The 25,788-nt window shown below is 67.6% G+C and carries 22 protein-coding genes and 1 pseudogene; 8 read left to right on the plus strand and 15 right to left on the minus strand.

Annotation, left to right across the window (positions count from 1 at the left end):
* Nucleotides 1-265, plus strand: a pseudogene (locus RCF34_RS15620) (threonine ammonia-lyase, biosynthetic); the annotation flags it as partial.
* Between the two features lie 176 nt (nucleotides 266-441).
* Here RCF34_RS15620 and RCF34_RS15625 read toward each other — a convergent pair.
* From RCF34_RS15625 to RCF34_RS15650, 6 genes are all read right to left on the minus strand, one after another.
* Nucleotides 442-1,503, minus strand: a complete 1,062-nt coding sequence (locus tag RCF34_RS15625; RefSeq protein ID WP_308708991.1) for a DUF748 domain-containing protein — start codon at nucleotides 1,501-1,503, stop codon at nucleotides 442-444.
* A gap of 455 nt (nucleotides 1,504-1,958) precedes the next feature.
* Nucleotides 1,959-2,486 (minus strand): inorganic diphosphatase, encoded by a 528-nt coding sequence (gene ppa / locus RCF34_RS15630; RefSeq protein ID WP_007161198.1) that lies wholly within the window; start codon nucleotides 2,484-2,486, stop codon nucleotides 1,959-1,961.
* A 51-nt stretch (nucleotides 2,487-2,537) separates the two neighbouring features.
* Nucleotides 2,538-3,374: a zinc-dependent peptidase gene (locus tag RCF34_RS15635; RefSeq protein WP_308708992.1), complete on the minus strand. Its 837-nt coding sequence runs from the start codon at nucleotides 3,372-3,374 to the stop codon at nucleotides 2,538-2,540.
* Nucleotides 3,375-3,378: 4 nt separating this feature from the next.
* The gene (locus RCF34_RS15640) at nucleotides 3,379-4,026 is read right to left on the minus strand and encodes a DedA family protein (protein WP_308708993.1); all 648 of its coding nucleotides are present in this window, start codon (nucleotides 4,024-4,026) and stop codon (nucleotides 3,379-3,381) included.
* Between the two features lie 175 nt (nucleotides 4,027-4,201).
* Nucleotides 4,202-5,233 carry an alcohol dehydrogenase AdhP gene (gene adhP / locus RCF34_RS15645; protein WP_308708994.1) on the minus strand — a complete coding sequence of 344 codons (1,032 nt, stop codon included), beginning with the start codon at nucleotides 5,231-5,233 and terminating at the stop codon, nucleotides 4,202-4,204.
* A 253-nt stretch (nucleotides 5,234-5,486) separates the two neighbouring features.
* A complete protein-coding gene (locus tag RCF34_RS15650; RefSeq protein ID WP_308708995.1) occupies nucleotides 5,487-7,007 on the minus strand; it encodes an aldehyde dehydrogenase family protein in 1,521 nt (506 codons plus the stop codon).
* Nucleotides 7,008-7,254: 247 nt separating this feature from the next.
* On the opposite strand from RCF34_RS15650, the gene RCF34_RS15655 reads away from it, so the two are divergent.
* The gene (locus RCF34_RS15655; RefSeq protein WP_308708996.1) at nucleotides 7,255-9,147 is read left to right on the plus strand and encodes a sigma-54-dependent Fis family transcriptional regulator; all 1,893 of its coding nucleotides are present in this window, start codon (nucleotides 7,255-7,257) and stop codon (nucleotides 9,145-9,147) included.
* Between the two features lie 199 nt (nucleotides 9,148-9,346).
* Here RCF34_RS15655 and RCF34_RS15660 read toward each other — a convergent pair whose 3' ends face one another.
* Together RCF34_RS15660 and RCF34_RS15665 are read right to left on the minus strand one after the other, a co-directional pair.
* On the minus strand, nucleotides 9,347-10,507 hold the full coding sequence (locus RCF34_RS15660; RefSeq protein ID WP_308708997.1) for a TDT family transporter: 1,161 nt from the start codon (nucleotides 10,505-10,507) through the stop codon (nucleotides 9,347-9,349).
* A 130-nt stretch (nucleotides 10,508-10,637) separates the two neighbouring features.
* Nucleotides 10,638-11,012, minus strand: coding sequence for a hypothetical protein (locus tag RCF34_RS15665; RefSeq protein ID WP_308708998.1), 375 nt, complete (start codon nucleotides 11,010-11,012; stop codon nucleotides 10,638-10,640).
* Between the two features lie 204 nt (nucleotides 11,013-11,216).
* Between RCF34_RS15665 and mpl the strand changes: the two genes are divergently transcribed.
* Genes mpl through RCF34_RS15680 form a run of 3 tightly spaced genes read left to right on the plus strand, consistent with a single transcriptional unit; the run spans nucleotide 11,217 to nucleotide 13,493 of the window.
* A complete protein-coding gene (gene mpl, locus RCF34_RS15670; RefSeq protein WP_308708999.1) occupies nucleotides 11,217-12,572 on the plus strand; it encodes a UDP-N-acetylmuramate:L-alanyl-gamma-D-glutamyl-meso-diaminopimelate ligase in 1,356 nt (451 codons plus the stop codon).
* A complete protein-coding gene (ubiX, locus tag RCF34_RS15675; RefSeq protein ID WP_026084064.1) occupies nucleotides 12,572-13,204 on the plus strand; it encodes a flavin prenyltransferase UbiX in 633 nt (210 codons plus the stop codon). The genes mpl and ubiX overlap by 1 nt, the downstream gene beginning before the upstream one ends.
* Entirely contained in the window at nucleotides 13,197-13,493 is a 297-nt protein-coding gene (locus RCF34_RS15680; RefSeq protein ID WP_308709493.1) for a YceK/YidQ family lipoprotein, read from the plus strand. The genes ubiX and RCF34_RS15680 overlap by 8 nt, the downstream gene beginning before the upstream one ends.
* Before the next feature lie 171 nt (nucleotides 13,494-13,664).
* Here the strand turns inward: RCF34_RS15680 and RCF34_RS15685 are convergent, their stop codons facing one another.
* Nucleotides 13,665-15,068: a PLP-dependent aminotransferase family protein gene (locus RCF34_RS15685; RefSeq protein ID WP_308709000.1), complete on the minus strand. Its 1,404-nt coding sequence runs from the start codon at nucleotides 15,066-15,068 to the stop codon at nucleotides 13,665-13,667.
* Between the two features lie 145 nt (nucleotides 15,069-15,213).
* Between RCF34_RS15685 and RCF34_RS15690 the strand changes: the two genes are divergently transcribed.
* The gene (locus RCF34_RS15690; protein ID WP_308709001.1) at nucleotides 15,214-15,342 is read left to right on the plus strand and encodes a hypothetical protein; all 129 of its coding nucleotides are present in this window, start codon (nucleotides 15,214-15,216) and stop codon (nucleotides 15,340-15,342) included.
* On the opposite strand, the gene RCF34_RS15695 is transcribed toward RCF34_RS15690, so the two are convergent.
* Entirely contained in the window at nucleotides 15,330-15,806 is a 477-nt protein-coding gene (locus RCF34_RS15695) for a YbaK/EbsC family protein (RefSeq protein ID WP_308709002.1), read from the minus strand. The genes RCF34_RS15690 and RCF34_RS15695 overlap by 13 nt on opposite strands.
* Before the next feature lie 64 nt (nucleotides 15,807-15,870).
* Entirely contained in the window at nucleotides 15,871-17,247 is a 1,377-nt protein-coding gene (locus RCF34_RS15700) for an L-serine ammonia-lyase (protein ID WP_308709003.1), read from the minus strand.
* Between the two features lie 126 nt (nucleotides 17,248-17,373).
* Here RCF34_RS15700 and RCF34_RS15705 point away from each other — a divergent pair, with 126 nt between their 5' ends.
* The gene (locus RCF34_RS15705; RefSeq protein WP_308709004.1) at nucleotides 17,374-18,309 is read left to right on the plus strand and encodes a LysR substrate-binding domain-containing protein; all 936 of its coding nucleotides are present in this window, start codon (nucleotides 17,374-17,376) and stop codon (nucleotides 18,307-18,309) included.
* 198 nt (nucleotides 18,310-18,507) lie between these two features.
* Here RCF34_RS15705 and RCF34_RS15710 read toward each other — a convergent pair whose 3' ends face one another.
* The 3 genes from RCF34_RS15710 to RCF34_RS15720 form a co-directional block, all read right to left on the minus strand.
* Nucleotides 18,508-19,149, minus strand: coding sequence for an oxidoreductase (locus RCF34_RS15710; protein WP_007161182.1), 642 nt, complete (start codon nucleotides 19,147-19,149; stop codon nucleotides 18,508-18,510).
* An 88-nt stretch (nucleotides 19,150-19,237) separates the two neighbouring features.
* Nucleotides 19,238-20,776 carry a C13 family peptidase gene (locus RCF34_RS15715; RefSeq protein ID WP_308709005.1) on the minus strand — a complete coding sequence of 513 codons (1,539 nt, stop codon included), beginning with the start codon at nucleotides 20,774-20,776 and terminating at the stop codon, nucleotides 19,238-19,240.
* 21 nt (nucleotides 20,777-20,797) lie between these two features.
* A complete protein-coding gene (locus tag RCF34_RS15720) occupies nucleotides 20,798-22,291 on the minus strand; it encodes an AhpA/YtjB family protein (protein ID WP_308709006.1) in 1,494 nt (497 codons plus the stop codon).
* A 189-nt stretch (nucleotides 22,292-22,480) separates the two neighbouring features.
* On the opposite strand from RCF34_RS15720, the gene serB reads away from it, so the two are divergent.
* On the plus strand, nucleotides 22,481-23,635 hold the full coding sequence (gene serB, locus RCF34_RS15725; RefSeq protein WP_308709007.1) for a phosphoserine phosphatase SerB: 1,155 nt from the start codon (nucleotides 22,481-22,483) through the stop codon (nucleotides 23,633-23,635).
* Between the two features lie 52 nt (nucleotides 23,636-23,687).
* Here the strand turns inward: serB and RCF34_RS15730 are convergent, their stop codons facing one another.
* Complete coding sequence (locus RCF34_RS15730) at nucleotides 23,688-25,763, minus strand: EAL domain-containing protein (protein WP_308709008.1); 2,076 nt, start codon at nucleotides 25,761-25,763, stop codon at nucleotides 23,688-23,690.
* Nucleotides 25,764-25,788: the final 25 nt, after the last annotated feature.

Here is a 25,788-nt window from a genome sequence, read left to right on the forward strand (position 1 = left end):
CGCGCGGGTCGGCCAGGAGCAGGTGTTCCGCTTCGAATTCCCCGAGCGACCCGGGGCGCTGTTCGACTTCCTCGAAAAGCTGGGCGGGCGCTGGAACATCAGCATGTTCCACTACCGCAACCACGGCGCGGCGGATGGCCGGGTGTTCGCGGGGCTGGAGGCCAGCCAGGCGGAACGGCCGGAGCTGCTGGCGACGCTGGATGCCATCGGTTATCGCTATTGGGACGAGACGGAGAATCCGGCGTATCGGTTGTTTATCGGGTGAAGAGGGTGTTGGGCTTCGCTGTGCTCGGCGCCAATCTACCGATAGGGTGGATAGCGGCGCTGCCTTATCCGCCGTTGGCAGCGGAGCCTGTCAGTGGAAAACGCTGCGCGGTTTTCTACGCTACGAAACCCAGTCACCCGCCCTCTCTTTGGGAGAGGGCGGGGGTGAGAGTGGCCTCAATCCGCGTCATAGCGGGCGCTGAAGGCCTGCACGAAGGCGTTGCGCAGGATATTGAAGAAGGCCTGCAGCGGGCTGATGTCCTGACTCTTCACGCTGCCGGAGAGATCCACCCGGGTGGCGAACTGATCGCGGGGCTGGTTCTTGAGCAGCGTCTGGGCGGTGCCGACCACGGCTTCCCAGGCACTCTCCAGGGCGTTCTTGTTGCGGTTCTCGACGTCCTGTTGCCAGTCGAAGATGTCGACGTTCTTCATCAGGGGTTTGACATAGCCACTGAGCCGACCGTCCACCGCCTTGGCTTCCACCACCACGTCGCCGCTGCCAGCGCGGAAATCGAACTTGCCGTAGGCGCGGGCGAAGTCGTTGAGCTTGGGCAGGTCGATGTCGGTCACCCGCAAGCGGAAATCGAAGTCGGTGAAATCCTTGAAGGGATCGAAGCGAGCGCTGGCTTCCAGCGGCGCGCTGCCGAGGATGGCGGCCTTGCCTTCGAAGTGGGCGATGCGTTCGCCCTGGGCGTCGGCGGCATTGGTCAGGTTGTAGAGACTGGCGTTGACGTCGGTGGCCGCCAGATTCACCTGAGGCTTGGAGTTGAAGTTGCGGAAGGTTACCCGCCCGTTCACCACTCGCACCTCGTCGAGCGTGATGGAGATCAGCTTGTCCACCTGGTCCTGCCAGTCGGTGCCTTCACCGGTCTGGGATTGCTCCTTGCGCGCACCACCGTCGACGAAGTTGAGTTCGGGGCGCTCGAAAACCAGGCGACCGACGATGGCATGGTCCTGCCACAGCGAGCGCCAGCTCACCGCGATGTCGATGCCCGGCGCCTTGAGAAAAGGCACCGGCACCTTGCCGTTGACCTTGACGATCTCCAGCCCTTCGATGCGATAGGCGCCGCGCCACCACGCCAGATCCACGTTGGTGATCTGTCCGCGATAGTCGCCCATGTCCGCTAGCTTCTCGTTGAGGTAATGGCGGATCACCAGAGGGGCGGCCAGGTGCAGACACAGTAGCAGGACGATCAGGCCGATGAGGATAAAAAAGGGCACACGCAGACGACGGCACATGATGATGGCTCTGGGCGGACTCGTTCTCGGTCGACCCTTCGGAACGGGCCCGAGTTTCTCGTGAGTTCGCCTGGCGGCCTGACTCAGGGTGCCGACATGGGCAAAAGGCTCTGCCTGAGCGGCCTGCATCCGTACCGGTCGTCGCTCCGTTGCGCCTGGTTATGCGCCGCTCGAACGGCAGGCGCAAAAAAGCCGGCTTGTGGCCGGCTTTCGAGGGCGGGTTGAGCTGATTTTTGGTGAGCCCGGCCCGCCCGGGTTGCCCTTGCCGGGCAGATGAGAAAGAGGCCTGGGGCCTCCGGCGGCGATCGGCAGATGGCGGATCGGCGCAGGGTCGCGGATGGCGACGAGGGGTGCAGGGTAGTCGCTTTGCCGCCGGATAGGAAGCCCGGCGTGGCCGGTGTGATGTCCGGAAACAGAAAAGCCCGGCGAGCCGGGCTTTGCGCCAGCAGCGCGGATCAGCCCTTGTAGGCGGCCACGGCCTTGGTGATCTCGGCGCGGGCGGCGTCGGCGTCGCCCCAGCCTTCGACCTTGACCCACTTGCCCTTCTCCAGATCCTTGTAGTTCTCGAAGAAGTGCTTGATCTGCTCCAGCAGCAGGGCCGGCAGGTCGGTGTATTCCTTCACGTCCTTGTACAGGACGCTCAGCTTGTCGTGGGGGACGGCGATCAGCTTGGCGTCACCACCGGCTTCGTCGGTCATGTGCAGCACGCCGACCGGACGGGCGCGGATCACGGCGCCGGGAGCGACCGGGTAGGGGGTCACGACCAGCACGTCCAGGGGATCGCCATCGTCGGCCAGGGTATTGGGGATGTAGCCGTAGTTGGCCGGGTAGAACATGGGGGTGGCCATGAAACGGTCGACGAAGAGGGCGTCGCTGTCCTTGTCGATCTCGTACTTGATCGGCGCGTGATTGGCCGGAATCTCGATGGCGACGTAGATGTCGTTCGGCAGGTCTTTGCCGGCGGGAATCTTGCTGTAGCTCATGAACGGGTCCCTCTGGTCGGTTGGGAAAAGTGGCCGGGAGTATAGGCGCTTTCAGATCGGGGTTCGAGCCTCGGACCCCGGGGGTGTCGGCTGTTGCACGCTCGCCAGGCTGACGGCGAGACGCTGGCGCGGATCCTGGCGGAACAGCTGCTGCAGCTGTCCGTAGACCGCCGGATAGTGTTCGCTGAGCAGGTCGGGCGCGCTGAAGAAGTACTCGCAGGCCACGGCGAAGAATTCCTCGGGGCTTTCCGCCGCATAGGGGTCGAGCGAGGTGTCGGCGTCCGGGTCGACGTCGAGCTGGCGATTGAGGTCGTCGTAGGCGGCTTGCAAGGCGCTGGTCCAGGCTGCCTGGGTCATGCCTTGGTGCAGCGGCGGCTGGCCGTTGCACAGGCCGCCGGCGAGCAGGTCGAGGAGGTGGGCGAACTCGTGGATGACCAGGTTGTAGGCCTCCCAGCCGCCGCTGGCCTGGATACCGGGCCAGGCCAGCACCACCTGGCCGCGATCCCAGGCTTCGCCGTCGCGTTCCTCGTCCCATTCGTGCTCCAGACCGCCTTCGTCGCGATGGCGCTGGGGACTGACGAAGGCGTCGGGATAGACGACGATCTCGCGGACGTTGGGATAGAGCGCCGCTTCCGGCAGGTGCAGCAGCGGCAGCAGGGCCTGGGCGGCCAGCAGCAGGCGGTCGCCGTCGTCCAGTTCCAGGCCCTGGAGCAGGGTGAGGCGCTTCTCGGCGAGAAACAGCACGCAGTGCGCGCGCAGCCAGCTGTCCTCCGCAACACTCAGGCCGTCGAGGATCGGCAGGCGCTGACGCAGGCGCGCCCAGAGCTCGTCGGCGATGGCGACCCGCTCCAGCAGGCGCCGTTCGCGCCACGCGCGCCAGAAACCCAAGGACTCAGACTCCGCCCTGGACCGCGGCGCGCCGGCTCTTGATCAGGCCGAGGATCATCGGCAGCAGGGAGATGCCGATGATGGCCAGCACCATGAGGGTCAGGTTCTGCTTGATGAAGGGCACGTTGCCGAAGAAGTAGCCGAGGCTCACCAGGCCGCCGACCCAGAGCAGCGAACCGAGCACGCTGTAGGCGAGGAAGTAGGGGTAGTGCATGCGGCCGACGCCGGCGACGAAGGGGGCGAAGGTACGGATGATGGGCAGGAAGCGCGCCAGGGTGATGGTCTTGCCGCCGTGGTGTTCGTAGAAGGCCTGGGTGCGCAGCAGGTAGTCGCGGCGGAACACCTTGGAATGGGGATTGCTGAACAGCTTGTCGCCGGCGAAGCGGCCGATCAGGTAGTTGGTACTGTCGCCCGCCACCGCGGCGAACATCAGCAGGCCGGCGAGCAGATAGGGGTCCATGTCGCCGAGGGCGGAGAGGGCGCCGGCGATGAACAGCAGGGAGTCGCCGGGCAGGAAGGGCATGACCACCAGACCCGTCTCGCAGAAGATCACGGCGAAGAGAATGACGTAGATCCAGGTGCCGTACTGGGCCACCAACCCGCTGAGATAGACGTCGAGGTGCAGGATCAGATCGATCGGGTTGAATTCCATGGGGCGTGCCTACCGTGGTTGCGAGGGTCCGGCGGCGATTATAAGGGCAGCCGGGACCGGGTTTTGTGGCCTGGTCGAGATCGGCGCCGGGAAAAAACGCCAGCCGCTCAGAGGTCAGGGTAGGGCAAAGGTTCACTCCCGTGGCGTGACGGCCACGGGAGTGGGGTGCTGGTTCTCAGCCCAGCGCCATGTCGATCACCACCCGACCTTCGATGCCGCCTTCATGCATGCGGGCGAAGATGTCGTTGATGTTCTCCAGCGGTTCGGCGCTGACCGTGGCCTTGACCTTGCCCTCGCCAGCGAAGTCCAGCGCCTCCTGCAGGTCCAGGCGGGTGCCGACGATGGAGCCACGCACGGTGGTGCCGTTGAGCACCATGTCGAAGATCGACAGCGGGAAGTCACCCGGCGGCAGGCCGTTGAGGGCGATGGTGCCGCCGCGGCGGGTCATGCCGATGGCCTGTTCGAAGGCCTTGGGCGAGACCGCGGTGACCAGGGCGCCGTGGGCGCCGCCGATCGCCTTCTTCAAATAGGCCGCCGGATCCTGTGCACGGGCGTTGACCGTGACCTCGGCGCCCAGCCGGCGGGCGAGGTCGAGTTTCCGGTCATCGACGTCCACCGCCGCCACGTTCAGGCCCATGGCCCGGGCGTATTGCACCGCCATGTGGCCAAGGCCGCCGATGCCGGAGATCACCACCCAGTTGCCCGGCCGGGTGTCGGTCATCTTCAGGCCCTTGTAGACGGTGACCCCGGCGCAGAGGATGGGCGCGATCTCGACGAAGCCGACGTTGTCCGGCAGCCGGCCGACGTAGCCGGCATCGGCCAGGGTGTATTCGGCGAAGCCGCCGTTCACCGAGTAGCCGGTGTTCTGCTGGGATTCGCAGAGGGTCTCCCAGCCGCCCAGGCAATGCTCGCAATGGCCGCAGGTGGAATACAGCCAGGGCACCCCGACCCGGTCGCCTTCCCGGACATGGGTGACCCCGGCGCCCACCGCCACCACATGGCCGACGCCTTCGTGACCGGGGATGAAGGGTGGATTGGGCTTGACCGGCCAGTCGCCCTGGGCGGCGTGTAGATCGGTGTGGCAGACGCCACTGGCGGCGATCTTGACCAGCACCTGGCCGGCACCCGGGGTAGGCACCTCGACTTCGCGGAATTCCAGGGGTTTGCCAAAGGCGGTGACGACAGCGGCTTTCATTGTTTTGGGCATGACGAGTCCCTCATGGAGGCATGATGCGTGGATGAAGCCAGACGGGGCCTGCGCCGGGACGCACCTGTCCACCGCGGGCGGCCGCTGCGTCTAGCGTCGGCCACCCACGGGGAGGGGGTGTTGATCCAGGTCAGGCGGGAAGCGCGCCTCGACGTCCTGCTGAGGCGCGCGATCCAGGCGTCGTCTTCGCGGAGCGGCCTTGACCCCGGGACACCGCCAGTGGCGGCCGCACCCCGGGGTCAGCCGGTCGCTCCTAGAAGAAGCCCAGCGGATTGATGTCGTAGCTGACCAGCAGATTCTTGGTCTGCTGGTAGTGGTCGAGCATCATCTTGTGGGTTTCACGGCCGACGCCGGATTTCTTGTAGCCGCCGAAGGCAGCGTGGGCGGGGTAGAGATGGTAGCAGTTGGTCCAGACGCGACCGGCCTTGATGCCGCGGCCCATACGGTAGGCGCGATTGATGTCGCGGGTCCAGACGCCGGCGCCGAGGCCGAACTCGGTGTCGTTGGCGATGGCCAGGGCCTCGGCCTCGTCCTTGAAGGTGGTGACGCCGATCACCGGGCCGAAGATCTCTTCCTGGAAGACGCGCATCTTGTTGTGGCCCTTGAGCAGGGTCGGCTGGATGTAATAGCCGCTGGCCAGGTCGCCCTGCAGTTTCTCCACATTGCCGCCGGTGAGGAATTCGGCGCCTTCCTCGCGGGCGATCTCCAGGTAGGAAACGATCTTCTCGAACTGCTGCTGGGAGGCCTGGGCACCGACCATGGTCTCGGTGTCCAGCGGATCGCCACGCTTGATCTGGGCGATCTTCTTCAGCACCGCTTCCATGAAGGGCGCATAGATGGATTCCTGCACCAGGGCGCGGGATGGGCAGGTGCAGACCTCGCCCTGGTTGAAGAAGCCCAGCACCAGACCTTCCGCAGCCTTCTCGATGAAGCTCGGCTCGGCCTGCATGATGTCTTCGAAGTAGATGTTGGGCGACTTGCCACCCAGCTCCACGGTGCTGGGAATGATGTTCTTGGCCGCGCAGGAGAGGATGTGCGAACCCACCGGGGTGGAGCCGGTGAAGGCGATCTTGGCGATGCGGGTGCTGGCGGCCAGCGCCTCGCCGGCTTCCTTGCCATAGCCCTGCACCACGTTGAGCACGCCGGGCGGCAGGAGGTCGCCGACGATCTCGGCGAACAGGGTGATGGACAGCGGGGTCTGCTCGGCGGGCTTGAGCACCACGCAGTTGCCGGCGGCCAGGGCCGGCGCCAGCTTCCAGGCGGCCATCAGCAGCGGGAAATTCCAGGGGATGATCTGGCCGACCACGCCCAGTGGCTCGTGGAAGTGATAGCTGGCGGTGTTGTCGTTGATCTCGGCGGCGCTGCCTTCCTGGGCGCGGATGCAGCCGGCGAAGTAGCGGAAGTGGTCGGCGGCCAGGGGCACGTCGGCGTTGAGCGTCTCGCGCACCGCCTTGCCGTTGTCCCAGGTCTCGGCGACGGCCAGTTTTTCCAGATTCTGTTCGATGCGGTCGGCGATCTTGAGCAGGATCAGCGAGCGGTCCTGCACCGAGGTGCGACCCCAGGCATCGGCGGCGGCGTGGGCGGCGTCCAGGGCGCGTTCGATGTCGGCGGCGTCGGAGCGGGGGAATTCACCGATCACCGAGCCATTCACCGGGGAGGTGTTGGTGAAGTACTGGCCTTTCACCGGCGCGACGAATTCGCCGCCGATGTAGTTGCCGTAGCGGGCCTGCAGGGTCAGCAGGGCGTCTTGGGTGCCGGGAGCTGCGTAGCGCATGGTGGGTCTCCTGTTTGTTCTTGTATGAAGCGGCGCTCCGATCCTGAGCAAGGCGCGGGCCAAGTCGGGCGAACCCGCATGGTTGCCGCCTTGCGGTCTTTTCCAGGGAGTGCCGTCACCTGTCACTGTGACAGAGGTGTCACCCCTTGGCGTGACAGCCTGTCACCTGGGGGTGACAGAGTGCGCAGTCCGACCGATTTGGCCTATGCTGGAGGCCGCGCAGACGCCCCCGCGGAGGACAACGACAATGGCCGCCACCCCGTCCGATCGTCATGCCAGCCAGGTGCTCGAACTCGCCCGCGGCGCCGTCCTCGACGGCCCGGCCAGCGATCCGGCCATCGCCCGCTCCTGGCGGCGCTGTCTCGACGAGCACCAGCTGGACCCGGCCGCTCCGGTAGCGCCCTGGGTGCTGGAGCGCGCCCGCTTCGACGAGCACCGCCAGCGCCAGCAGCGGGTCATGCAGATCGCCCGTGGCCAGATGAACGCCCTGCACCAGCAACTGGGTGGCGCCGGCCATGCCGTGCTGCTCACCGATGCCCGCGGGTTGATCCTCGATTGCGTGACCGCCGAAGCCGAGCGTGAGACCTTCCAGCAGGCCGGGCTGTGGCTGGGCGCCGACTGGAGCGAGGCCTGCGAGGGCACCAACGGCATCGGCACCTGCGTGGTGGAGCGCCAGGCGCTGACCATCCACCGCGACGAACACTTCCGCAGTCGTCATACCCAGCTGACCTGCTCGGCCAGTCCGGTCTTCGATCCGGCCGGCGAGCTGCTGGCGGTGCTGGACGTCTCCACCGCGCGTCAGGAAGCCTCGCGCCAGGGCCAGTTCCACACCATGGCGCTGGTCAATCTCTCGGCCAAGCTGATCGAGAGCTGCTATTTCCTCGACCGTTACGCCGACGGCTATCTCTTGCGCTTCCATGCCCAGGCGGCCTATGTCGGCCTGCTCAGCGAGGGCCTGCTGGCCTTCGACGACGAGGGACGCGTCCAGGCCGCCAACGAGACCGCCCTGATGCTGCTGGGGCTGGCGCGCAGTGCGGTGCTGGGACTGCGGATGGAAAGCCTGTTCGAGCTGCGGCAGGACGACCTGCTGGAGCGCGCCCGCCCGCAACCCAGCGCCTGCTGGGCGCTGCGTGGCCGCCAGGGGCAGGGCTTCCATGGCCTGGTGCGCGGTCCCCAGGTGCGGCCGGTCACCCCGGTGGCGGTGCCCAAGGCGCCCCTGCCCAGCGGCATCTGCCTGGCCGATCCGGCCCTGGCACGGGATTTCACCCGGGCGCTCAAGGTGCTGGAACATGACGTGCCGGTGCTGCTGCACGGCGAGACCGGCACCGGCAAGGAAGCCTTCGCCAGCGCCCTGCACCGCGCCAGCAGTCGCGCCGGCCAGGCCTTCGTCGCCCTCAATTGCGCGGCGATCCCGGAAACCCTGATCGAGAGCGAGCTGTTCGGCTATCGCGGCGGCAGTTTCACCGGGGCACGCAAGGAAGGCATGGCCGGCAAGTTGCAGCAGGCCGATGGCGGCATTCTCTTTCTCGACGAGATCGGCGACATGCCGCTGGCGCTGCAGACGCGGCTGCTGCGGGTACTGGAAGAGCGCCAGGTAGTCCCCCTCGGCGGCGGCGCGCCCCGTGCCCTGGATCTGCGCCTGGTCAGCGCCAGTCACCGTGACCTGGAGGCCCTGGTGGCCGCCGGCAGCTTTCGCGAAGACCTCTACTATCGCCTGCGCGGCCTGGTGGTGACGCTGCCGGCGCTGCGCGAGCGCAGTGATCGCGGCGAACTGCTCGATCAGTTGCTGACCGAGGAGGCCCGCGGCGAGTCGATCCGTCTCGATCCGGCGGCGCGCGCCTGCCTGCTGGCCCAACCCTGGCCGGGCAACGTCCGTCAGCTGCGTACCGTGCTGCGCACCCTGGTGGCGCTGAGCGAAGACGGCCATATCGGCCTGGACGAACTACCCGCCGACTGCCGTGGCGCTAGGCTACTCGTGGCGTCCAGCGCGGCACCGGTGGACAGCGCCCGGGAGGAGCTGCGTGCGGTGCTGGACGACTGCCACTGGCAGATGACCCGCGCCGCCAAGCGCCTGGGGGTGAGCCGCAACACCCTCTATCGTTGGCTGCATCAGCACGGCCTGCAGCGCCCGCAGGACTAAGAGCCTGTTCAAAGTCTGCTGCGCGTTGGCCAAGCAGCGTTGAAAATGGCCTGGAAGGCCAGCCCCGCCTGGGCGGCCCCGACGCAATGCTCATTTACCAGTTGTAAACTCGAGCGCGAACCCGGTCCGCTTCTTCAGCTATTTTCGCGGGGCCGCCTAGGCGTTGTTTGTCTCTAGCTCGCGAGCCTTTGAGCAGTCTCTAGCTCGCCTTCCGGCAAAGGTGGGCGATGCAGGGCGAGACGAACAGACTGCCCCGGTAGGCGCCTGCCAGGGTGCGGCGGGCGACCAGGATCCACAGCAAGGCCAGCATCATCACCAGCACGGCGCCCAGGCCGGTGAAGAAAGGCGCCGCCAGGGCTTCGCTCAGGCGCAGGGTGGTCAGGGCATAGACGCCCAGGGGAAAGGTGAAGCCCCACCAGCCCAGGTTGAAGGGCATGCCCTCGCGGGCGTGGCGCTGGGTCACCAGCACCGCCAGCGCCAGCCACCAGAGTCCCAGGCCCCAGAGCAGCAGCGCGCCCAGCAGACCCAGCCCCCGGGCGATCTCGCCAATGCCGACCAGGCCATGGGCGGCGAACACCGCGGGCGCAGCGCTGCCCAGCACCAGTAGCCCCAGGGCGCCGGTGGCGATCGGGCCCAGCGCCAGCCAGCTCGATGCCGCCATGCTGGCCGGCGGCAGTTTGTGCAGCGCCAGGCGCAACAGCAGGATCACCAGCAGGCTGAGGGCGACCGGCACCGAATAGGCCCAGAGCACGTAGCTGGCGACGATTATCGTGAATTGGTCGCCGGCCGCCAGGTGCGGCACCAGCAGGCCGCCACTGGCCGCCGCCACTTCCGCGGCCACTACCGGCAACAGCCAGACCGCGGTCATCTGGTCGATGCGATGCGCCTGGCGGGTAAACATCAGATAGGGGATCAGCACTCCGCAGGCCAGCGCCATGGCCACATCCAGCCACCAGAGGCCGAGCGCCAGGGGCAGCACCGCCGCGCCCCAGCGCGGCAGGCCAAACAACAGCAGGCCGTTGATCAGCGTGGCCAGGCCCATGGGGATGGTGCCGATGAACATCGAGACGGTGGCGTGGGCGAAGATCCCGCGGGCCTCGTCGAAGAACAGCAACCAGCGCGCGGCATAGAGCCCGGTGAACAGGCAGAACAGCAGTACATCGAGCAGCCAGAGGCCCTCGGCGAGGGCGTGCAATCCAGGAAACCGCCAGGGAAAGACTGCCAGGGCGAGGGCCAGCACGCCGGTGCCCATGGTCACGGCGAACCAGTTGGGCGTGAACTGGCGGATGACCTCCAGTGGGCGGTCGAGCTGGCTGAAGGGTCTGAGTGCCTGCTCTGGGACAACGGCGAAAAGCGGCATGGCAGGGCTCCTGAAGGGGAAGGCCTTCAGGCTAAGCCTGATCGCTTATCATTAAAAATGAATGATTATGAAATATTAAACCATTGGATAGATAAGGCGCTGCCCTTGCTTGCCAGGCAGCGCCCGGGCATCAGGGCTTGGCCACGTGCCAGACCTGATTGACGCCATCACCGCTGGTATCGCCCGGCTTGCTGTCCTTGACCCAGGTGTAGAGCGGCTTGCCCTGGTAGGCCCATTGCTGGCTGCCGTCGTCACGCGTGACCAGGCTGTAGCCATCGGCGGCCTTGGCGCCCGCTTCGGCTGTCAGCGGTGGCCAGTTCTGGGCGCAGGGACCATTACAGGCGGACTTGCCCGCGCTGTCCTTGGCGAAGGTGTAGAGCGTCATGCCCTTGCCGTCGACGAGCACCTTGCCCAGGGCGGTGTCGGCGACCTTGGCCGGCGTGGCGGCCAGGGCCAGGCTGGCGAAGGAGAGGGTTGCAGCGGTGATCAGCAGGTGTTTCAGCATGGTCGACCTCTTGTGCTTGTTATCAGGACGGACGGCACGGCTATGAGGGCATCCGGAAAGCCAGGGATGCCTTGCGCACTCTAGTCGAAATCCTCTCGGCCGGGGCAGGTGCAGCGCTGGGTATCCGCGACGGCCATCGCTCCGGCGGCGCGGCCCCCCGTGCTAACCTTGCCGCCGTTCAATCTGCAGCGGAGCCCGCCTGTCATGCACATCCACATCCTCGGTATCTGCGGCACCTTCATGGGGTCGCTCGCGGTGCTGGCCAAGGAAGCCGGCCATCGCGTGACCGGCTCCGACGCCAACGTCTATCCGCCCATGAGCACCCAGCTGGAGGCCCAGGGCATCGAGCTGACCCAGGGCTACGATCCGGCCCAGCTCGATCCGGCGCCGGACCTGGTGGTGATCGGCAATGCCCTGTCGCGGGGCAATCCGGCGGTGGAATACGTGCTGGACCAGGGCCTGCCCTATGTCTCCGGTCCCCAGTGGCTGGCCGAGCACGTCCTGCAGGGTCGCTGGGTGCTGGCGGTCGCCGGGACCCACGGCAAGACCACCACCACCAGCATGCTGGCCTGGGTGCTGGAGCATGCCGGCATGAGCCCGGGCTTTCTCATCGGCGGGGTGCCGCAGAATTTCGGCATCTCGGCGCGGCTGGGCGGCACGCCCTTCTTCGTGGTGGAAGCCGACGAATACGACAGCGCCTTCTTCGACAAGAGATCCAAGTTCGTCCACTACCGACCGCGAACCACCATCCTCAACAACCTGGAATACGATCACGCGGACATCTTCCCGGATCTGGCGGCCATCGAACGGCAATTCCATCATCTGGTGCGGACTATCCCCGGCAGCGGCCTGATCATCCATCCCACCGCCGAGACGGCCCTGGCGCGGGTGTTGGAGATGGGCTGCTGGACCCCGGTGCAGACCACCGGCGACGGTGGCCAGTGGCAGGCGCGCCTGCTGGCCGAGGACGGCTCGCGCTTCGAGGTGCTGTTCGACGGCGAGGTGCAGGGCACGGTGAACTGGGGGCTGACCGGCCAGCACAACGTGGCCAATGCCCTGGCCACCCTGGCCGCGGCCCGTCACGTCGGCGTGGTGCCCGGCCTGGGCGTGGCCGCCCTGAGCGAATTCCGCAGCGTGAAGCGGCGCATGGAGAAGGTCGCCGAGGTGTGCGGCGTGACCGTCTACGACGACTTCGCCCACCATCCCACCGCCATCGCCACCACCCTGCAGGGGCTGCGCGCCCGGGTCGGTAGCCAGCGGATCATCGCCGTCATCGAGCCGCGCTCCAATTCCATGAAGCTGGGCGCCCACCGTGACGGGCTGCCGGACAGCGTCACCGGCGCTGACAGCGTCGTCTGGTACGCCCCGCCGAATCTGGGCTGGGACCTGGCCGGGACGGCCGAGGCCTGCGCCGTACCGGCGGTGGTCTGCGATTCCCTGGAGGCCATCATCGAGCGGGTCCAGGCCGAGCTGGACGGCCCCACCCACGTGGTGATCATGAGCAACGGCGGTTTCGGCGGCCTGCACGGCAAGCTGGCCGCCGCCCTGGAGCAGGCATGATGGCCGGCCCGGAACGCATCACCCTGGCGCTGACCGGCGCCTCCGGCTCCCAGTACGGCCTGCGCCTGCTGGACTGCCTGGTGCAGGAGGAGCGCGAGGTGCACTTCCTCATCTCCAAGGCCGCGCAACTGGTGATGGCCACCGAGACGGACGTGGTGCTACCACCCAAGCCCCAGGCCATGCAGGCCTTTCTCACCGAATACACCGGCGCGGCGCCGGGCCAGGTGCGGGTGTTCGGCCAGAGCGACTGGATGGCCCCACCGGCGTCCGGCTCCAGCGCCCCGGCGGCCATGGTGGTCTGCCCCTGTTCCACCGGTACCCTGTCGGCCATCGCCACCGGCGCCAGCAACAACCTCATCGAACGCGCCGCCGACGTGGCGCTCAAGGAGCGGCGGCAACTGGTGCTGGTACCGCGCGAGTCGCCGTTTTCCAGCATCCACCTGGAAAACATGCTCAAGCTGTCCAACCTGGGCGTGACCATCCTGCCGGCCTCGCCCGGCTTCTACCACCAGCCGCAGACCCTCGATGACCTGGTGGACTTCGTGGTGGCGCGCATCCTCAACACCCTGGGCATTCCCCAGGACATGCTGCCGCGCTGGGGCGAACATCACCTGTCCGGCAATGATGACTAGGGCGGTGCGCCTCGGTCTGCTGCTGACGGCCGTGCTGGTCCTCGGCGGCTGCGCCACGGCGCGCACCCTGGACGCCGCCAAGCCCGGCGCGCCGGTGGTCTATGCCGGTACCCGGCTGGATCTCTACGCCCTGCAGGGTGGCTGCTGCGCCCAGGAGCGCTTCGGCGCCGAGGCACCGGCCTGGGCGGTGCTGGACCTGCCCGCCAGCGCCCTGCTCGACACCCTGTTGCTGCCGCTGTCCCTGCCCGCCGCCATCGGTGGGCGGGGCAGCGTGCGCGGCGGCCTCTAGGCTTTATCTGAAAAGTGCCTGCGCTCGGTGATGCTGCGTTAAAAATCAGCTGGAATGCCAGCCCAGGCGGAATGCCTATTTACCCTTTGTAAACTCGAGCGCGAGCCCGGTCCGCCTCCTCGCTGATTTTTGCCTTGCCTGACCTTCGCTCGGCTACCTTTCAAACAAACCCTAGAACGCCTTCAGCAACTCGCCGAGCCTGGCCATGGCCGCCTCGCTGCGGGCGTCCCAGGGATGGCCGCAATTGAGTCTGATGCAGTGGCGAAAGCCCTGCTGCGCGGAAAAGATCGGCCCCGGCGCCAGGCTGATGCCCTCGGCCAGGGCCTGGCGATAGAGCGCCAGGCTGTCCACCCGCCTGGGCAATTCGAACCAGAGAAAGTAACCGCCCTGGGGCCGGCTGACGTGGGTGTCGGCGGGGAAGTAGCGCCGCGCCGCCGCCAGCATGGCCTGCCGCTGGCGGTCGAGACTCAGGCGCAGGCGGCGCAGATGGCGATCGTAGCCACCGTGCTGCAGATAGTCGGCCAGGGCGGCCTGGGCCGGCATCGAGGGGGTGATGGTGGTCATCAGCCGCAACCGCGCGACAGCGCCGGCCTGGCGTCCGGCGGCGATCCAGCCGATGCGATAGCCGGGCGCCAGGCACTTGGAAAAGGAGCCGCAGTGCAGCACCAGGCCGTCGCGGTCGAAGCGCTTGACCGGGCGGTGCGGTTCGCTGCCGCTGTAGAGTTCGGCATAGACGTCGTCTTCCAGCAGCGGGACCTGATGGCGTTGCAGCAGGGCATAGAGGCGCTGCTGGCCGCGGTCGTCGAGACTGACCCCGGTGGGATTCTGCAGGCCGCTCATGAACCAGCAGGCCTTGATCGGCAGGCGGTTCAGGACCTCTTCCAGGGCATCCAGGTTCAGCCCGCGCTCGGCATCGACGGGAATCTCCACCGCCTTGAGCTGCAGTCGCTCCAGCACCTGCAGGCTGGCGTAGAAGGCCGGGCTTTCCACCGCCACCAGATCGCCGGGACGGGTCAGGCTCTGCAGGCCCAGGTTGAGGGCTTCCAGGGCGCCGTGGGTGATCACCAGTTCTTCGCCAACTTCCGGCATGCCGGCCAGGCCGTAGCGCCGGGCGATCTGCCGCCGCAGTTCGGGATGGCCCGGGGTGACGTAGGCGGTGAGGTCCTGGGCGGGCAGGTCGCGCAGGCCGTGGGCCATGCTGCGGGCCAGGCGCGCCAGGGGAAAGAGATCGGGACTGGGAAAGGCCGAGCCGAAGGGCACGATGTCCAGGTCCTGCAGCGACTGCAGCACCGAATAGACCAGGTCGCTCACCGCGACTTCGGTGCCCTCCAGGGGCGCCAGTACTGGCGCTGCATCCCGCGCCTGCGCCGGTTCGCGGACGAAATAGCCGGACCGCTCGCGGGCCTCGATCAGGCCACGACTCTCCAGTAGGTAATAGGCCTGGAACACCGTGGAGGGACTGATGCCGTGGGTCTGGCTGGCGCTGCGCACCGATGGCAGGCGTTCCCCGGGGGCGAGGACGCCGCGGGTCATCAGGGTGGCGAGCTGGTCGGCGAATCTTTCGTAGCGCTTCATGCAGGGCCAGGTCAGGGGAGACCGTCACTATAGCGAGGCACCAGCCATCTGATCCGGTTTTTCGTGCGTCTACCTGCTGCTGTAACGCTGGCGTCCAGGGGCCTAAGCTTTATCCATCCCTTTCTGGCACCCCTCGGAGGCAGCCATGGACGATGGTATCTTCATGATTCTTTTCGGTGTGCTCGCACTCATCCTGCTCGGCAGCGGCTACTACGCCTGCGTCATGTTGAACAAGGATCGTCGCGACGTGGAAAAGAACGATCAGCTGCGCTGATCGCTCAGTTCGCAGACATCCACCCAGCGCGCCTCGCTGAGGGCGGCCAGCCGCTCCGGAGTGAGGCGCACGCAGCTGTGGATGGCACCTGCGGCCGGTAGCACCTCGTCGAAGGCTTTCAGCGATTCGTCACAATAGACCGGCAGCGCGGTGGCCAGCCCGAACGGGCAGACGCCGCCCACCGGATGCCCGGTGAGGCCTTCCACGGTGGCGGCATCGAGCAGCTTGGCCTTGCCACCGAAGGCGGCCTTGAGCTTGCGGTTGTCCAGTCGTGCATCACCGCGAGCGACCAGCAGCAACAGCTGCTCCCCGACCTTGAGTCCCAGGGTCTTGGCGATCCGCCCCGGCTCCACGCCATGGGCGGCCGCGGCCAGGGTGACGGTCGCGGTACTGGTGGTGGCCTCGAGGATCTCGAGATCGGGGGCGATGCGGGCAAGGTGCTGGCGGACGGAGTCGAGGCTCATGGGGCTTCCCGTGCAAGGCAAACCCCGACTGTCGGTAATCCGCACCACCCACGTCAAGGCTGACTCAGCACTCCACGAAGGTCACGGCCAGGCCGCCGCGCGAGGTTTCCTTGTACTTGCTGTGCATGTCCGCGCCGGTTTCCTTCATGGTGCGGATCACCTGGTCGAGGGAGATGAAGTGCTCGCCATCGCCCCTCAGGGCCATCTGGGCGGCATTGATCGCCTTGACCGCGGCGATGGCGTTGCGCTCGATGCAGGGGACCTGCACCAGCCCGCCGACCGGATCGCAGGTCAGGCCCAGGTTGTGCTCCAGGCCGATCTCGGCGGCGTTTTCCAGCTGCGCCGGGCTGGCGCCCAGCACCTCGGCCAGACCGGCGGCGGCCATGGCGCAGGCCGAGCCGACCTCGCCCTGGCAGCCCACCTCGGCACCGGAGATGGAGGCGTTCTTCTTGCACAGGATGCCGACCGCGGCGGCGGCCAGCATGAAGCGCACCACATCGTCGTCACAGGCGTCGGGATTGAATTTCATGTAGTACATCAGCACCGCCGGGATGATCCCGGCCGCGCCGTTGGTGGGGGCGGTGACCATGCGCCCGCCGGCGGCGTTCTCCTCGTTCACCGCCAGGGCGAAGAGGTTGACCCACTCCATGGCGGAGAGGGTGGAGCCGATGACGTTGGGCTTGCCGATGGCCTGCAGACTCTGGTGCAGGCGGGCGGCGCGGCGGCGCACCTTGAGGCCGCCGGGCAGGATGCCCTCGTTGGCGAGACCGTTCTGCACGCATTCGCGCATCACGTTCCAGATGCGCAACAGGCCGCTGCGGATCTCTTCCTCGGAGCGCCAGCTCTTTTCGTTGGCCAGCATCAGCTCGGCCACGCCCAGGCCATGGCTGCGGCACAGGTGCAGCAGCTCGGCGCCGCTGGAGAAGTCATAGGGCAGTTCGGTGGTGTCGTTGTCCAGCACGCCGCTGGCGGCCTGGGCGGCGTCCACCACGAAGCCACCGCCGATGGAATAGTAGGTCGCCTCGGCCACCTCGCCGGTGGCGCCAAAGGCGGTCAGGGTCATGGCATTGGGGTGATAGGGCAGGCTCTCTTCCAGCAGCAGCAGGTCTTCCTGCCAGTCGAAGTGGATCGCCTGGCGCCCGGCCAGCAGCAGCGTGCGTTCGTTGCGCAGGGCTTCGATGCGCGGCTCCACGGCGGCGGGATCGACGCGATCCGGCCATTCACCCATGAGACCGATCAGGGTGGCGCGGTCGGTGCCGTGGCCGACCCCGGTGGCCGACAGCGAGCCATAGAGGCGCACCTCGACCCGCTTGACCTGTTCCAGCAGGCCTTCGTCGACCAGGCGCTGGGCGAACAGGGCGCCGGCCCGCATCGGGCCCACGGTATGGGAACTGGACGGACCCACGCCGATTTTGAACAGGTCGAAGACGCTGATGGCCATGACGATAATTCCTGATTGAGCTTGAATGGGCGCCAGACAAGCTGTCGGCGGATGGCTCATAGTGGTGATAAGCCCTCAGCTCGCACAAACGAAAGCTTCTAAGCGATCCTTTAGCGGAACTCATCGATGAGCCGGATCCTCAACGCCCAAACCCAGGCCTGGCTGCAGGTCTTCGCCTGCGCCGCTCGGCATCTGTCCTTCACGCGCTGCGCCGAAGAGCTGCATGTGACGCCTGGCGCCATCAGCCAGCAGATGCGCCAGCTGGAAGAGCGCCTGGGCTTCAAGCTGTTTCACCGGGTGGCCCGTGGCCTGGAGCTGACCGCCGAAGGCCAGCGCCTGGCGACCACCTTGAATCAGGCCTATGGGCTGATCGACGCCGAATTGCGCCGTCTCAATGCCGGCCAGTTCGGCGGCGTGGTGCGCCTCAGGTCGATCCCTTCGTTCCTGGGCAAGTGGCTGACGCCGCGACTGCCGCGGCTGCAGGCGCGCTTTCCCGACCTGCAACTGCGGCTGGTGGCCGAAGACAGCAGCTGGTCGTTGCGCGAGGGTGAATTCGACCTGGCCATCGACCTCAACGACGGCAGCTATCCGGGCCTGGCCTCGACGCCGCTGATGGAGGAAGAGATCTTTCCGGTCTGCGCGCCCAGCCTGCTGGTGGGGCGACCACCACTGGAGCGGCCGGAGGACCTGGAGTTCTATCCGTTGCTGCACGACATCACCGCCTGGCGCGGCAGCTACGAATACGCCGAGTGGGAATTCTATCTCGCCAGCATCGGCGCGCCGGCGCTGGATGTACGGCGGGGTCACACCTTCAATCGCAACCACCTGACCATCGAAGCGGCCATCGCCGGCATGGGCGTCGCCATCGCCCGTCGCGCCCTGATCACCGACGAACTGGCCCGTGGTGTACTGGTGGTGCCGCCCTTCGGGCGTTCGGTGCCGGCGCACAAGAGGTACATGCTGCTCTATGCTCAGGGCGCCCTGGCCGATCCCCGCCTGCGCGCCCTGCACGACTGGCTGGTGCAGGAAGTCGACCAGATGGTGTTGGCGCAACCGACGTAGGAGCCACTGTCGGATCGCGACCAGGGTGGCCTGCCGATGCGGCCGATCCTGGAATCCGGCGTAGGTTGGGTTGAGCGCAGCGACGCCCAACAGCGTTTGCCTCGGCACCGGCGAGGTTGGGCTTCGACGATGGAGCCGTCTCAGCCCAACCTATGGTTGATTGCGGCCAGAAGGCTGCTCCTGCGAGCGACCAAGCCTTCAACGCCCCAGCTTGCGCAGCTCGTCCGACTCCACTACCCGCACGCCCTTGCCTTCTTCCAGGGCCAGGCGCCACAGCGCGCGGGCCAGGACGGCGGCTTCGATGCCATGCCACTTGCCGGGCAGCCACTGCGACAAGGGGGCGGCCAGGCGCTCGCCGAGGCGCTCTTCCTGGCGCTGGCCGATCAGCAGCGACGGCCGCGCCAGGGTCAGTTGCGTCCAGCCCTGGGCGCGCAGGGCTTCTTCCAGCTCGCCCTTGACCTTGTTGTAGAAGATCGAGGACTGGGAGTCGGCGCCGATGGCGCTGACCACGATGTAGTGGCGGGCACCCAGTTCCAGGGCGCGCTGCCCGACCGCCAGGGGCAGCCCGTAATCCACGGCGCGAAAGGCGGCTTCGGAGCCGGCCTGCTTCATGGTGGTGCCCAGGCAGCAGAAGGCCACGTCCAGCGGGCCTTCCAGGGTCGGCAGCAGGCTGTTGAGATCACCCACCGGATTGTCCAGCCGGGCGTGTTCCGCCAGCGGACGGCGCGTCGGTGCCAGCACCCGCGGGACCGTCGGCTCGTTGAGGAGGCGGTCGAGCAGGTGTTCGCCGGTCAGGCCAGTGGCGCCGGCGATGAGGGCATGCTGAGGCGTCAGGTACACGGGGCTCTCCTTGTAGCGGCGACCGCTGATGTCAGGTTGGACCTCGGACGTTCCGGTTGTTCGTCAAAGCCTTGGTCAAAGACGGCACTCAGCGACTCGCGCGCCAGGCGCGCCATTTCTGCAGGACGGCGGGCGGCGCCCACAGCTGGGGCTCGGACGGATCGAAGCCTTCGGTCTTCTCCCGCACCGACACGGTGTCGCGGGCGCGCTGGAAGGCCTGCTCGGGGTCGTCGGTATGCTGGAAGGCCTCGGCGAACAGGGCGCGGCCGAAATAGGTGAAGTCGGCTTCGTCGGTGCAGCCGAAGGAGGTGCGATCGGCCTTGGACGCGGTCATCACCAGGGTGTGGTCGTCCTGCAGTTGCGGGATGAAGCCGCCACTGTAGCAGCTGGAGACGATGATCAGCTTGTCGCGGCCGCGCAGGGGCGCGAGCAGGCGGCCGAGCTCCGCCGCCGGCAGGCTGGAAAGATCCAGGCCCGGCTGGGAGAGCACCAGCTGATGGTCGGCCGAGCCGTGGCTGGTCAGGTAGATGAGGATCAGGTCCTCCGGCCCGGTGCGTTGCGCCAGGGTCTGCAGGCTCTGGTAGAGATTCTCGCGGGTGGCCAGCGGATGGTCACTGCGGATGTCCTTGGCGTTGATCAGGTGAACGACGTCGCGAGCGCCCCAGGTGGTGGTCAGGAAGTTGGCCACGTAGTTGGCTTCGCGCTGGAACACGCCCTGGCCACCGTCACCGGCCAGGACCAGGCCATAGAGTTCGGTGGCGGGGGTGGACGCCGGGATCTGCTGCAATTCCTGGTCGAGCACCTTGCCCTGATCGAGCAGCGCGCGTTCCAGGGGATCGGCGATGTACTGGCCCTGGTCGTCGCGGATACGCTTGCCGCCCTCCCAGAGCCCCCGTTCCACCTGGCCGTCGGCGCGGGTCAGGATGCCCATGCCGGCATAGACGCCGTCGGCGAAGTTGCCGCGATAGACACTGCCGTCGCTATTGGTGAGCACGCCCTGGCCGTCGAACTTCCAGTTGCGGAAGGCACCGCGGTACTGGCTGCTGTCGCTGCCGACGAATTCGCCGTTGCCGGTCAGCTCGCCGCCACTGAAGCGCCCGCGCCAGAGATCGCCGCCGGCGCTGCGATAGACGCCGGCCCCTTCGAACTGGTCGTCGACGAATTCGCCGTCATAGCGATCGCCGCCCGGTTCCTGCCACTGGCCGACGCCGTTGAGATGGCCGTCGTTGAAGGTGCCGATGGTCTGGGTGCCGTCGCTGTCGAGCTTGGAACCCTGGCCCTGCATGCGGCCGTTGACGAAGCTGCCGTGGTATTCCCAGCCGCTGCTGCTGATCAGGTTGCCCTGGCCATGGTAGAGACCGCGGCGAAAGGTGCCCTGGTAGTAGGTGCCGTCGGCGAATTGCTGCTCGCCGGGACCCTCGGCCAGCCCGTCCTTGAAGCGGCCCTTGAGCCAGTTGCCATTGGGCCATTCGATGCGTCCGCTGCCATTGAGCAGGCCGCTGACGATCTCGCCGGTATAGACCCCGCCATCGGGCAGTCTCACGCTGCTCGCGTTGGGCGCCGCCTGGACAGCGCAAGCCGCCAGCAACAGCGCGGCGAGGGCGAGACGGGGCAGGAGGGCGCTCATAGGTGGGGTCGGGCAGGCGCTTTAACGCGCCTCGAGCCGGACCAGGTGACGCTCCAGCGTCGCGGAGTAGGGTTCCAGGAGACGTTCCACGCAACTGGCCCCGGCGGGGCTGGCGATGGTGCGGATACGGGCGCGTTTGCGCAGCAGCTCGTCCTCGGCGATGCTCTGCTCGACCAGCAACAGGTTGCGACTGTGGCGACTCAGCGCCTGGGCATTGCGTACGGTGGTGTTTTCCAGCAATTGGGCGAGCTCCAGGCCGGCGAGGCGTTCGCCCTGTGTCAGACCCAGCTGCAGCTGCAGGGTTGCACCGCTGCCGACCACTTCCACCTGCAGGGCGTGACCCAGGGCACGCATGATCTCGCCACAGCAGAGGGCGCGGGTCAGGTAGTCGTCGTCGTCGCTGCGTTCGTGGAAGAGGATCAGGCTGCCGCCGTCCTTGAGGGTGTGGAGTTCACCGTCGTAGAGCTCGGTCGCCTGCTGCAGGCAGTCGCGATAGCGCTCCAGCAGCTGTTCGAGGCGGCTGCGCGGCAGCCGGCTAAGCTGGTCCTGGGCGCCGAGCTGGATGGACAGCACCGCGGAGGTGACGATATCGGGCTCGGTAGGCACCACCGGAGCGGGCGTGGGCGGCGGCTCGGTGAAGGACTCCGGTACCAGCTCGGCGAAGGCGTCGGCGTCCAGGTCGCTGTCGGCGTCCGCCACGGGCGCCTTGCGCGCGGCAGGCTTGGCGGCGACCTTGCGCGCGGGCGGCGGCTTGACGCTCAGGCCACCCTGCTCGTCGGCGAAGGGATCGTCGTCCTCGGCCACTTCCGCCTTGGGCGGCTTGGGTGGCACCAGGCGGCTCTGCAGCTGGCGGGCCAGGTCGCCCAGTTCGTCGAGGCGCCCGGCGCCCGGTGCGGGGTCATCGGGATCGCGCAGCCAGACGCGCAGCTCCAGCAGCGGGATCGACAGCTGGCGCCCGAGGCGCAGGCTGAGAATCAGCGTCAGTGCCAGCAGGATCAGGCCAAGCAGGCCCATGTTCTGCAGGCTGATCATCATCGGCTGCTGGAACTGGTCCATGTCCAGTGCCAGGCGTACCTGGCCGGCGGTGACGTCCTGGAAGCGGATCGGCGTGCTGTAGATGCCGTCGGTAGCGGTCAGCAGGCCCTGGCTCGGGCGCGTGCCGGACTCGGCCAGCACCCGGTTGTCCGGGCTGTAGACCGCGGCATGGGCCACCAGCGGATTGCGCGCCAGGTTGCTCAGCAGCACGTTGAGGCTGAGGTTGTCGTTGGCCACCAGCAGCTCGGCGGCGGAGTTGGCCGTCTGGGTCACCAGGCTCTGGCCGACGGCGTCGGCCTGCTGCTGCATGGCATGGCGGAACTGCATGCTCATGATGCCGGCATAGATCACCAGGGCGGACGCCACCAGCAGCAGGCTATGGGAAACGATGCGCAAGGCCACCGGCACACGACGCTGGCGCAGGGCTCGGTAGATCAGCAGGAAGAAATTATCGGGCTTGACGGTCGCGGGGCGGGTCACAGAAATCGTTTCTTTGGACAAAAAATGTGCGGCCAGTATAACCAGCGCGCCAGGGGTGCGAAAACGGCGAATGCAGGGCTTCGCCCGCAAAAGAGGCCGGCGGTGGACTCCCGCCGCCAGCCGGTGCCCACGGCTCGGCACCGCCGGGGCGAAAGGGTAGACTGCGCGCTTTTCCGCGAGGGGATCGCCATGCAAGACGTTATCGGACTCCAGGCCGTGGGCATCCTGCCCGCCGACTGGTTGGCTGCTCTCACCGGCGCCCTGGCCGCGGCCGGTGCCCGGCTGGAATCGCTGCAGCAGCAGGGTCTGGACAACAGTGCCGCGGTGACCCTGCAGGTCAGCCCGGCGAGTGCCGGCGCGGCGCTGGGGCAGGCGCTGCAGGCCCTGGGTCTGCAGGTGGCGCCCCTGGCGCAGCCCGCGCCGGAGACCGGCGAATCCCATGTCCTGACGCTGATGGGTCGCACTCTGGCCGATCTGCCGCTGACCCGCCTGGCCGCGCTGTGCCGCGAGCAGGGCCTGAACATCCACGCCATCCGCGCCCTGAGCGAGCCGGGCGCGACCACGCGCGCCGCCCTGGAGCTACGCGTCACCGGCGAGCCGCACGAACCCCAGGCGCTGCGCGCGGGGCTGCTGGCGCTGGCCCAGGAAGGCCAGGCCGATATCGGCTGGCAGCCCGACGATCTCCCGCGGCAGCATCGCCGGCTGGCGGTGTTCGACATGGACAGCACCCTGATCCAGGCCGAGGTCATCGACGAGCTGGCCAAGGCCGCCGGTATCGGCGAGCGGGTGGCGGCCATCACCGAGCGGGCCATGCGCGGCGAGATCGACTTCCGCGCCAGCTTCACCGAGCGCATGGCGCTGCTGCAGGGCCTGTCCGAAGAGGTACTGGAAGACATCGGTGCCGGGCTGCGCCTGACCGAAGGGGCCGAGCGGCTGTTCGCCGAGTTGAAGCGGCTGGGCTACAAGACCGCCATCCTTTCCGGCGGCTTCACCTACTTCGCCCGCCAGGTGCAGGCGCGGCTGGGCATCGACCACGTCTATGCCAACGAGCTGGAGATCGTCGACGGCAAGCTGACCGGCCGTGCCGTCGAGCCCATCGTCGATGCCCAGCGCAAGGCCGATCTGCTGCAGGAACTGGCCAGCCGTGAAGGCTTGACGCTGGAGCAGACCATCGCCGTGGGCGACGGCGCCAACGACCTGCCGATGCTGGCCCTGGCCGGGCTGGGCGTGGCCTTTCGCGCCAAGCCGCTGGTGCGCCAGTCCGCTCGCCAGTCGGTGAGCGTGCTGGGCCTGGATGGCGTGCTCTATCTGCTCGGCGTGGAAGATCGTCTTACCCAGGGCTGAGCCTCCCATCGCGGCCCTGGCCGCGATGAACCTATCCCAGGCTGGGTCGCCGCTACTCGGGATGGAATTCGTAGTCCATCGCCTGACTGGGCTCCTGCAGGTAGTAGCCCTGGATGAAGTGCACCCCGACCTGCCAGAGCTGGGCCAGCACGCTGGCGCTCTCGACGAAGGGGGCGATGGTCTGGACGTTCTGGGCGCTGAGTTCGGTGACCAGGGCCTTGAGGCGCTCCTGGTGGTCGGGCTGCGCCAGGTCCTTGATCAGCTTGCCCGACAGCTTCACGTAATCCGGTACCAGCAGGCGCAGCGCCGCCAGGGGCGGATCGCCGGCGGCAAAACCGCTCAGGGTGACCGGATGACCCTGGCGACGCAGGCGTTGCGCCATGGCCAGGGCCTGCTCCGGCTGGGCCAGCAGGTCTTCCTCGCTGAGCTGGAAGATCACCGCCTCGGCGTCCAGCTGTTGCGCCTGCAGGGTTTCCCGCAGCCAGGGCAGCAATTCCAGATCGCCGAGGGTCGCGCCCGAGAGGTGCACGAAGATGCGGGTGCCGTGGCCGCGGGCGCGGTGTTCGCCCAGCTGACGCACCGCCTGCTGGATCACCCAGCGATCGATCTGGCCGCTCAGGCCGCTGTCGCGGGCGGTGCGGGCGAATTCGGCCGGTGAGACCTCTTCGCCCTGGGGATTGATCAGGCGCAGCAGCACCTCGTAGTACTCGTGACTGCTGCCGCGCAGGCCGATCACCGGTTGGAACAGCAGGCGGAAGCCGTTCTGCTGCAGGGCCTGCTTGACCATGGCCACCAGGTTGCCGCGATTGGCGGCAGCGGCCAGTTCTTCCTGGGGATCGTAGCGTTTGCAGGCGTTGCCGCCGCGCTGGGCGACCTGGCGGGCGGAGCGGTGCGCCCGGTCCACCAGGTCGCCGGCGCTCTTGGTATGGTTGTCCAGGCTGACCACGCCGATGGAATAGCTGATCGGCAGGGTGCGTCCGGCCAGGGTCAGTGGCTGCCGCTCCTGACGACCGAGCAGGCGCTCGAAGGCACTGTCCAGGCTGGCGTCGGCCGCCTGCGGCAGGAGGGCGGTAAAGGCGTCGTCGGCGAAACGCGACAGGGTCACCAGGGTGCCGAAGTGCTCGCGCAGGCGCTCGGCCAGGGCCACCAGCAACTCGTCCATGGCACCTATGCCCAGCTCGGCCAGCAGGGTCGGATAGCGATCGATGCTCAGGTAGGCGAAGCTGGCCGGCGCACCGAGCCGGGCACGTTCCAGGGCATCCTCGAGCAGTTCGAGCATGCGGCTGCGATTGAGCAGACCGGTCAGGGTGTCCTGGAAGCGCACCTCGCGCAGCCGTTCCTCGAGGGCCTCGGCAGCCGGGGCCGCGCGTTCCTCGCGCAGGTGTAGCTGCACGCAGGGTTCGTCGAGATAGATGGCCGGCGTCAGGCGCAGGCGCATGGCGAGGGTGCTGCCGTCCTGGCGGACGCACCGGCAGTCCAGTTCGAGGGGGCTGGGATCGTCGCGCAACTGGCGAAAGGCCTCGCGCAGCGCCGGCTGGTCGGCGGCGGCGATGAGGTCCATCAACGGCGTGATTTCCAGGTCTTCCGCGGAGGGATAGCCCAGCAGCGCCACATAGGCCGAGTTGACGTGGATATGCAGACCGTCGTGGACATAGGCCACCGCCTCCACGGCGTTGGCCAGCAGCAGCTGGCAGCGCTGCTCGGCCTCGGCCAGGGCCTGCTCCAGGCGTCGGCGTTCGTGGCGCTCGGCCAGGTTGCCGAGTTCGCGCAGGCTGGCCAGCAGCAGGTGCTCGTCGTTGTCGCTGGCGATGCCGTCGCGGGCACCGAGGCGCAGGGCATCGAGTACCGCCGCGGGATCGTCCGGCGCCACCCGCTGGATGACGGCGAGCTGGGGCGCTCGGCGGCGCAACTGGCGCAGGGCGGCCAGGCTGTCGAGCTCAGGCGACGGTGGGGCGAGGATGGCGAGGTCCCAGGACTGGGACAGCAATTCGTCGAGACCCGCGGGGTCGGCCAGGCGCTGGGCCCGCGTCGCCCGTCCGGCATTGCGGAACAGGCTGACCAGGCGTTCCGCCTCGTTCTGCGATGCTTCGAGCAGTAACAGGCGGATCGCACTGTGTTCGGCAGCCATGGTCTATTCGCGCCCTGGCGATAAC

The sequence above is a fragment of the Pseudomonas sp. 102515 genome, from assembly GCF_031085165.1.
GTDB lineage: Bacteria > Pseudomonadota > Gammaproteobacteria > Pseudomonadales > Pseudomonadaceae > Chryseomonas.

Excerpts from the sequence above, each read along its gene's own strand:
- RCF34_RS15625 (WP_308708991.1), bottom strand. The coding sequence starts at position 1,503 with ATGTGCCGTCGTCTGCGTGTGCCCTTTTTTATCCTCATCGGCCTGATC.
- ppa (WP_007161198.1), bottom strand. The coding sequence starts at position 2,486 with ATGAGCTACAGCAAGATTCCCGCCGGCAAAGACCTGCCGAACGACATC.
- RCF34_RS15640 (WP_308708993.1), bottom strand. The coding sequence starts at position 4,026 with ATGGAATTCAACCCGATCGATCTGATCCTGCACCTCGACGTCTATCTC.
- adhP (WP_308708994.1), bottom strand. The coding sequence starts at position 5,233 with ATGCCCAAAACAATGAAAGCCGCTGTCGTCACCGCCTTTGGCAAACCC.
- RCF34_RS15650 (WP_308708995.1), bottom strand. The coding sequence starts at position 7,007 with ATGCGCTACGCAGCTCCCGGCACCCAAGACGCCCTGCTGACCCTGCAG.
- RCF34_RS15655 (WP_308708996.1), top strand. The coding sequence starts at position 7,255 with ATGGCCGCCACCCCGTCCGATCGTCATGCCAGCCAGGTGCTCGAACTC.
- RCF34_RS15660 (WP_308708997.1), bottom strand. The coding sequence starts at position 10,507 with ATGCCGCTTTTCGCCGTTGTCCCAGAGCAGGCACTCAGACCCTTCAGC.
- RCF34_RS15665 (WP_308708998.1), bottom strand. The coding sequence starts at position 11,012 with ATGCTGAAACACCTGCTGATCACCGCTGCAACCCTCTCCTTCGCCAGC.
- mpl (WP_308708999.1), top strand. The coding sequence starts at position 11,217 with ATGCACATCCACATCCTCGGTATCTGCGGCACCTTCATGGGGTCGCTC.
- ubiX (WP_026084064.1), top strand. The coding sequence starts at position 12,572 with ATGGCCGGCCCGGAACGCATCACCCTGGCGCTGACCGGCGCCTCCGGC.
- RCF34_RS15680 (WP_308709493.1), top strand. The coding sequence starts at position 13,197 with ATGACTAGGGCGGTGCGCCTCGGTCTGCTGCTGACGGCCGTGCTGGTC.
- RCF34_RS15685 (WP_308709000.1), bottom strand. The coding sequence starts at position 15,068 with ATGAAGCGCTACGAAAGATTCGCCGACCAGCTCGCCACCCTGATGACC.
- RCF34_RS15690 (WP_308709001.1), top strand. The coding sequence starts at position 15,214 with ATGGACGATGGTATCTTCATGATTCTTTTCGGTGTGCTCGCACTCATC.
- RCF34_RS15695 (WP_308709002.1), bottom strand. The coding sequence starts at position 15,806 with ATGAGCCTCGACTCCGTCCGCCAGCACCTTGCCCGCATCGCCCCCGAT.
- RCF34_RS15700 (WP_308709003.1), bottom strand. The coding sequence starts at position 17,247 with ATGGCCATCAGCGTCTTCGACCTGTTCAAAATCGGCGTGGGTCCGTCC.
- RCF34_RS15705 (WP_308709004.1), top strand. The coding sequence starts at position 17,374 with ATGAGCCGGATCCTCAACGCCCAAACCCAGGCCTGGCTGCAGGTCTTC.
- RCF34_RS15715 (WP_308709005.1), bottom strand. The coding sequence starts at position 20,776 with ATGAGCGCCCTCCTGCCCCGTCTCGCCCTCGCCGCGCTGTTGCTGGCG.
- serB (WP_308709007.1), top strand. The coding sequence starts at position 22,481 with ATGCAAGACGTTATCGGACTCCAGGCCGTGGGCATCCTGCCCGCCGAC.
- RCF34_RS15730 (WP_308709008.1), bottom strand. The coding sequence starts at position 25,763 with ATGGCTGCCGAACACAGTGCGATCCGCCTGTTACTGCTCGAAGCATCG.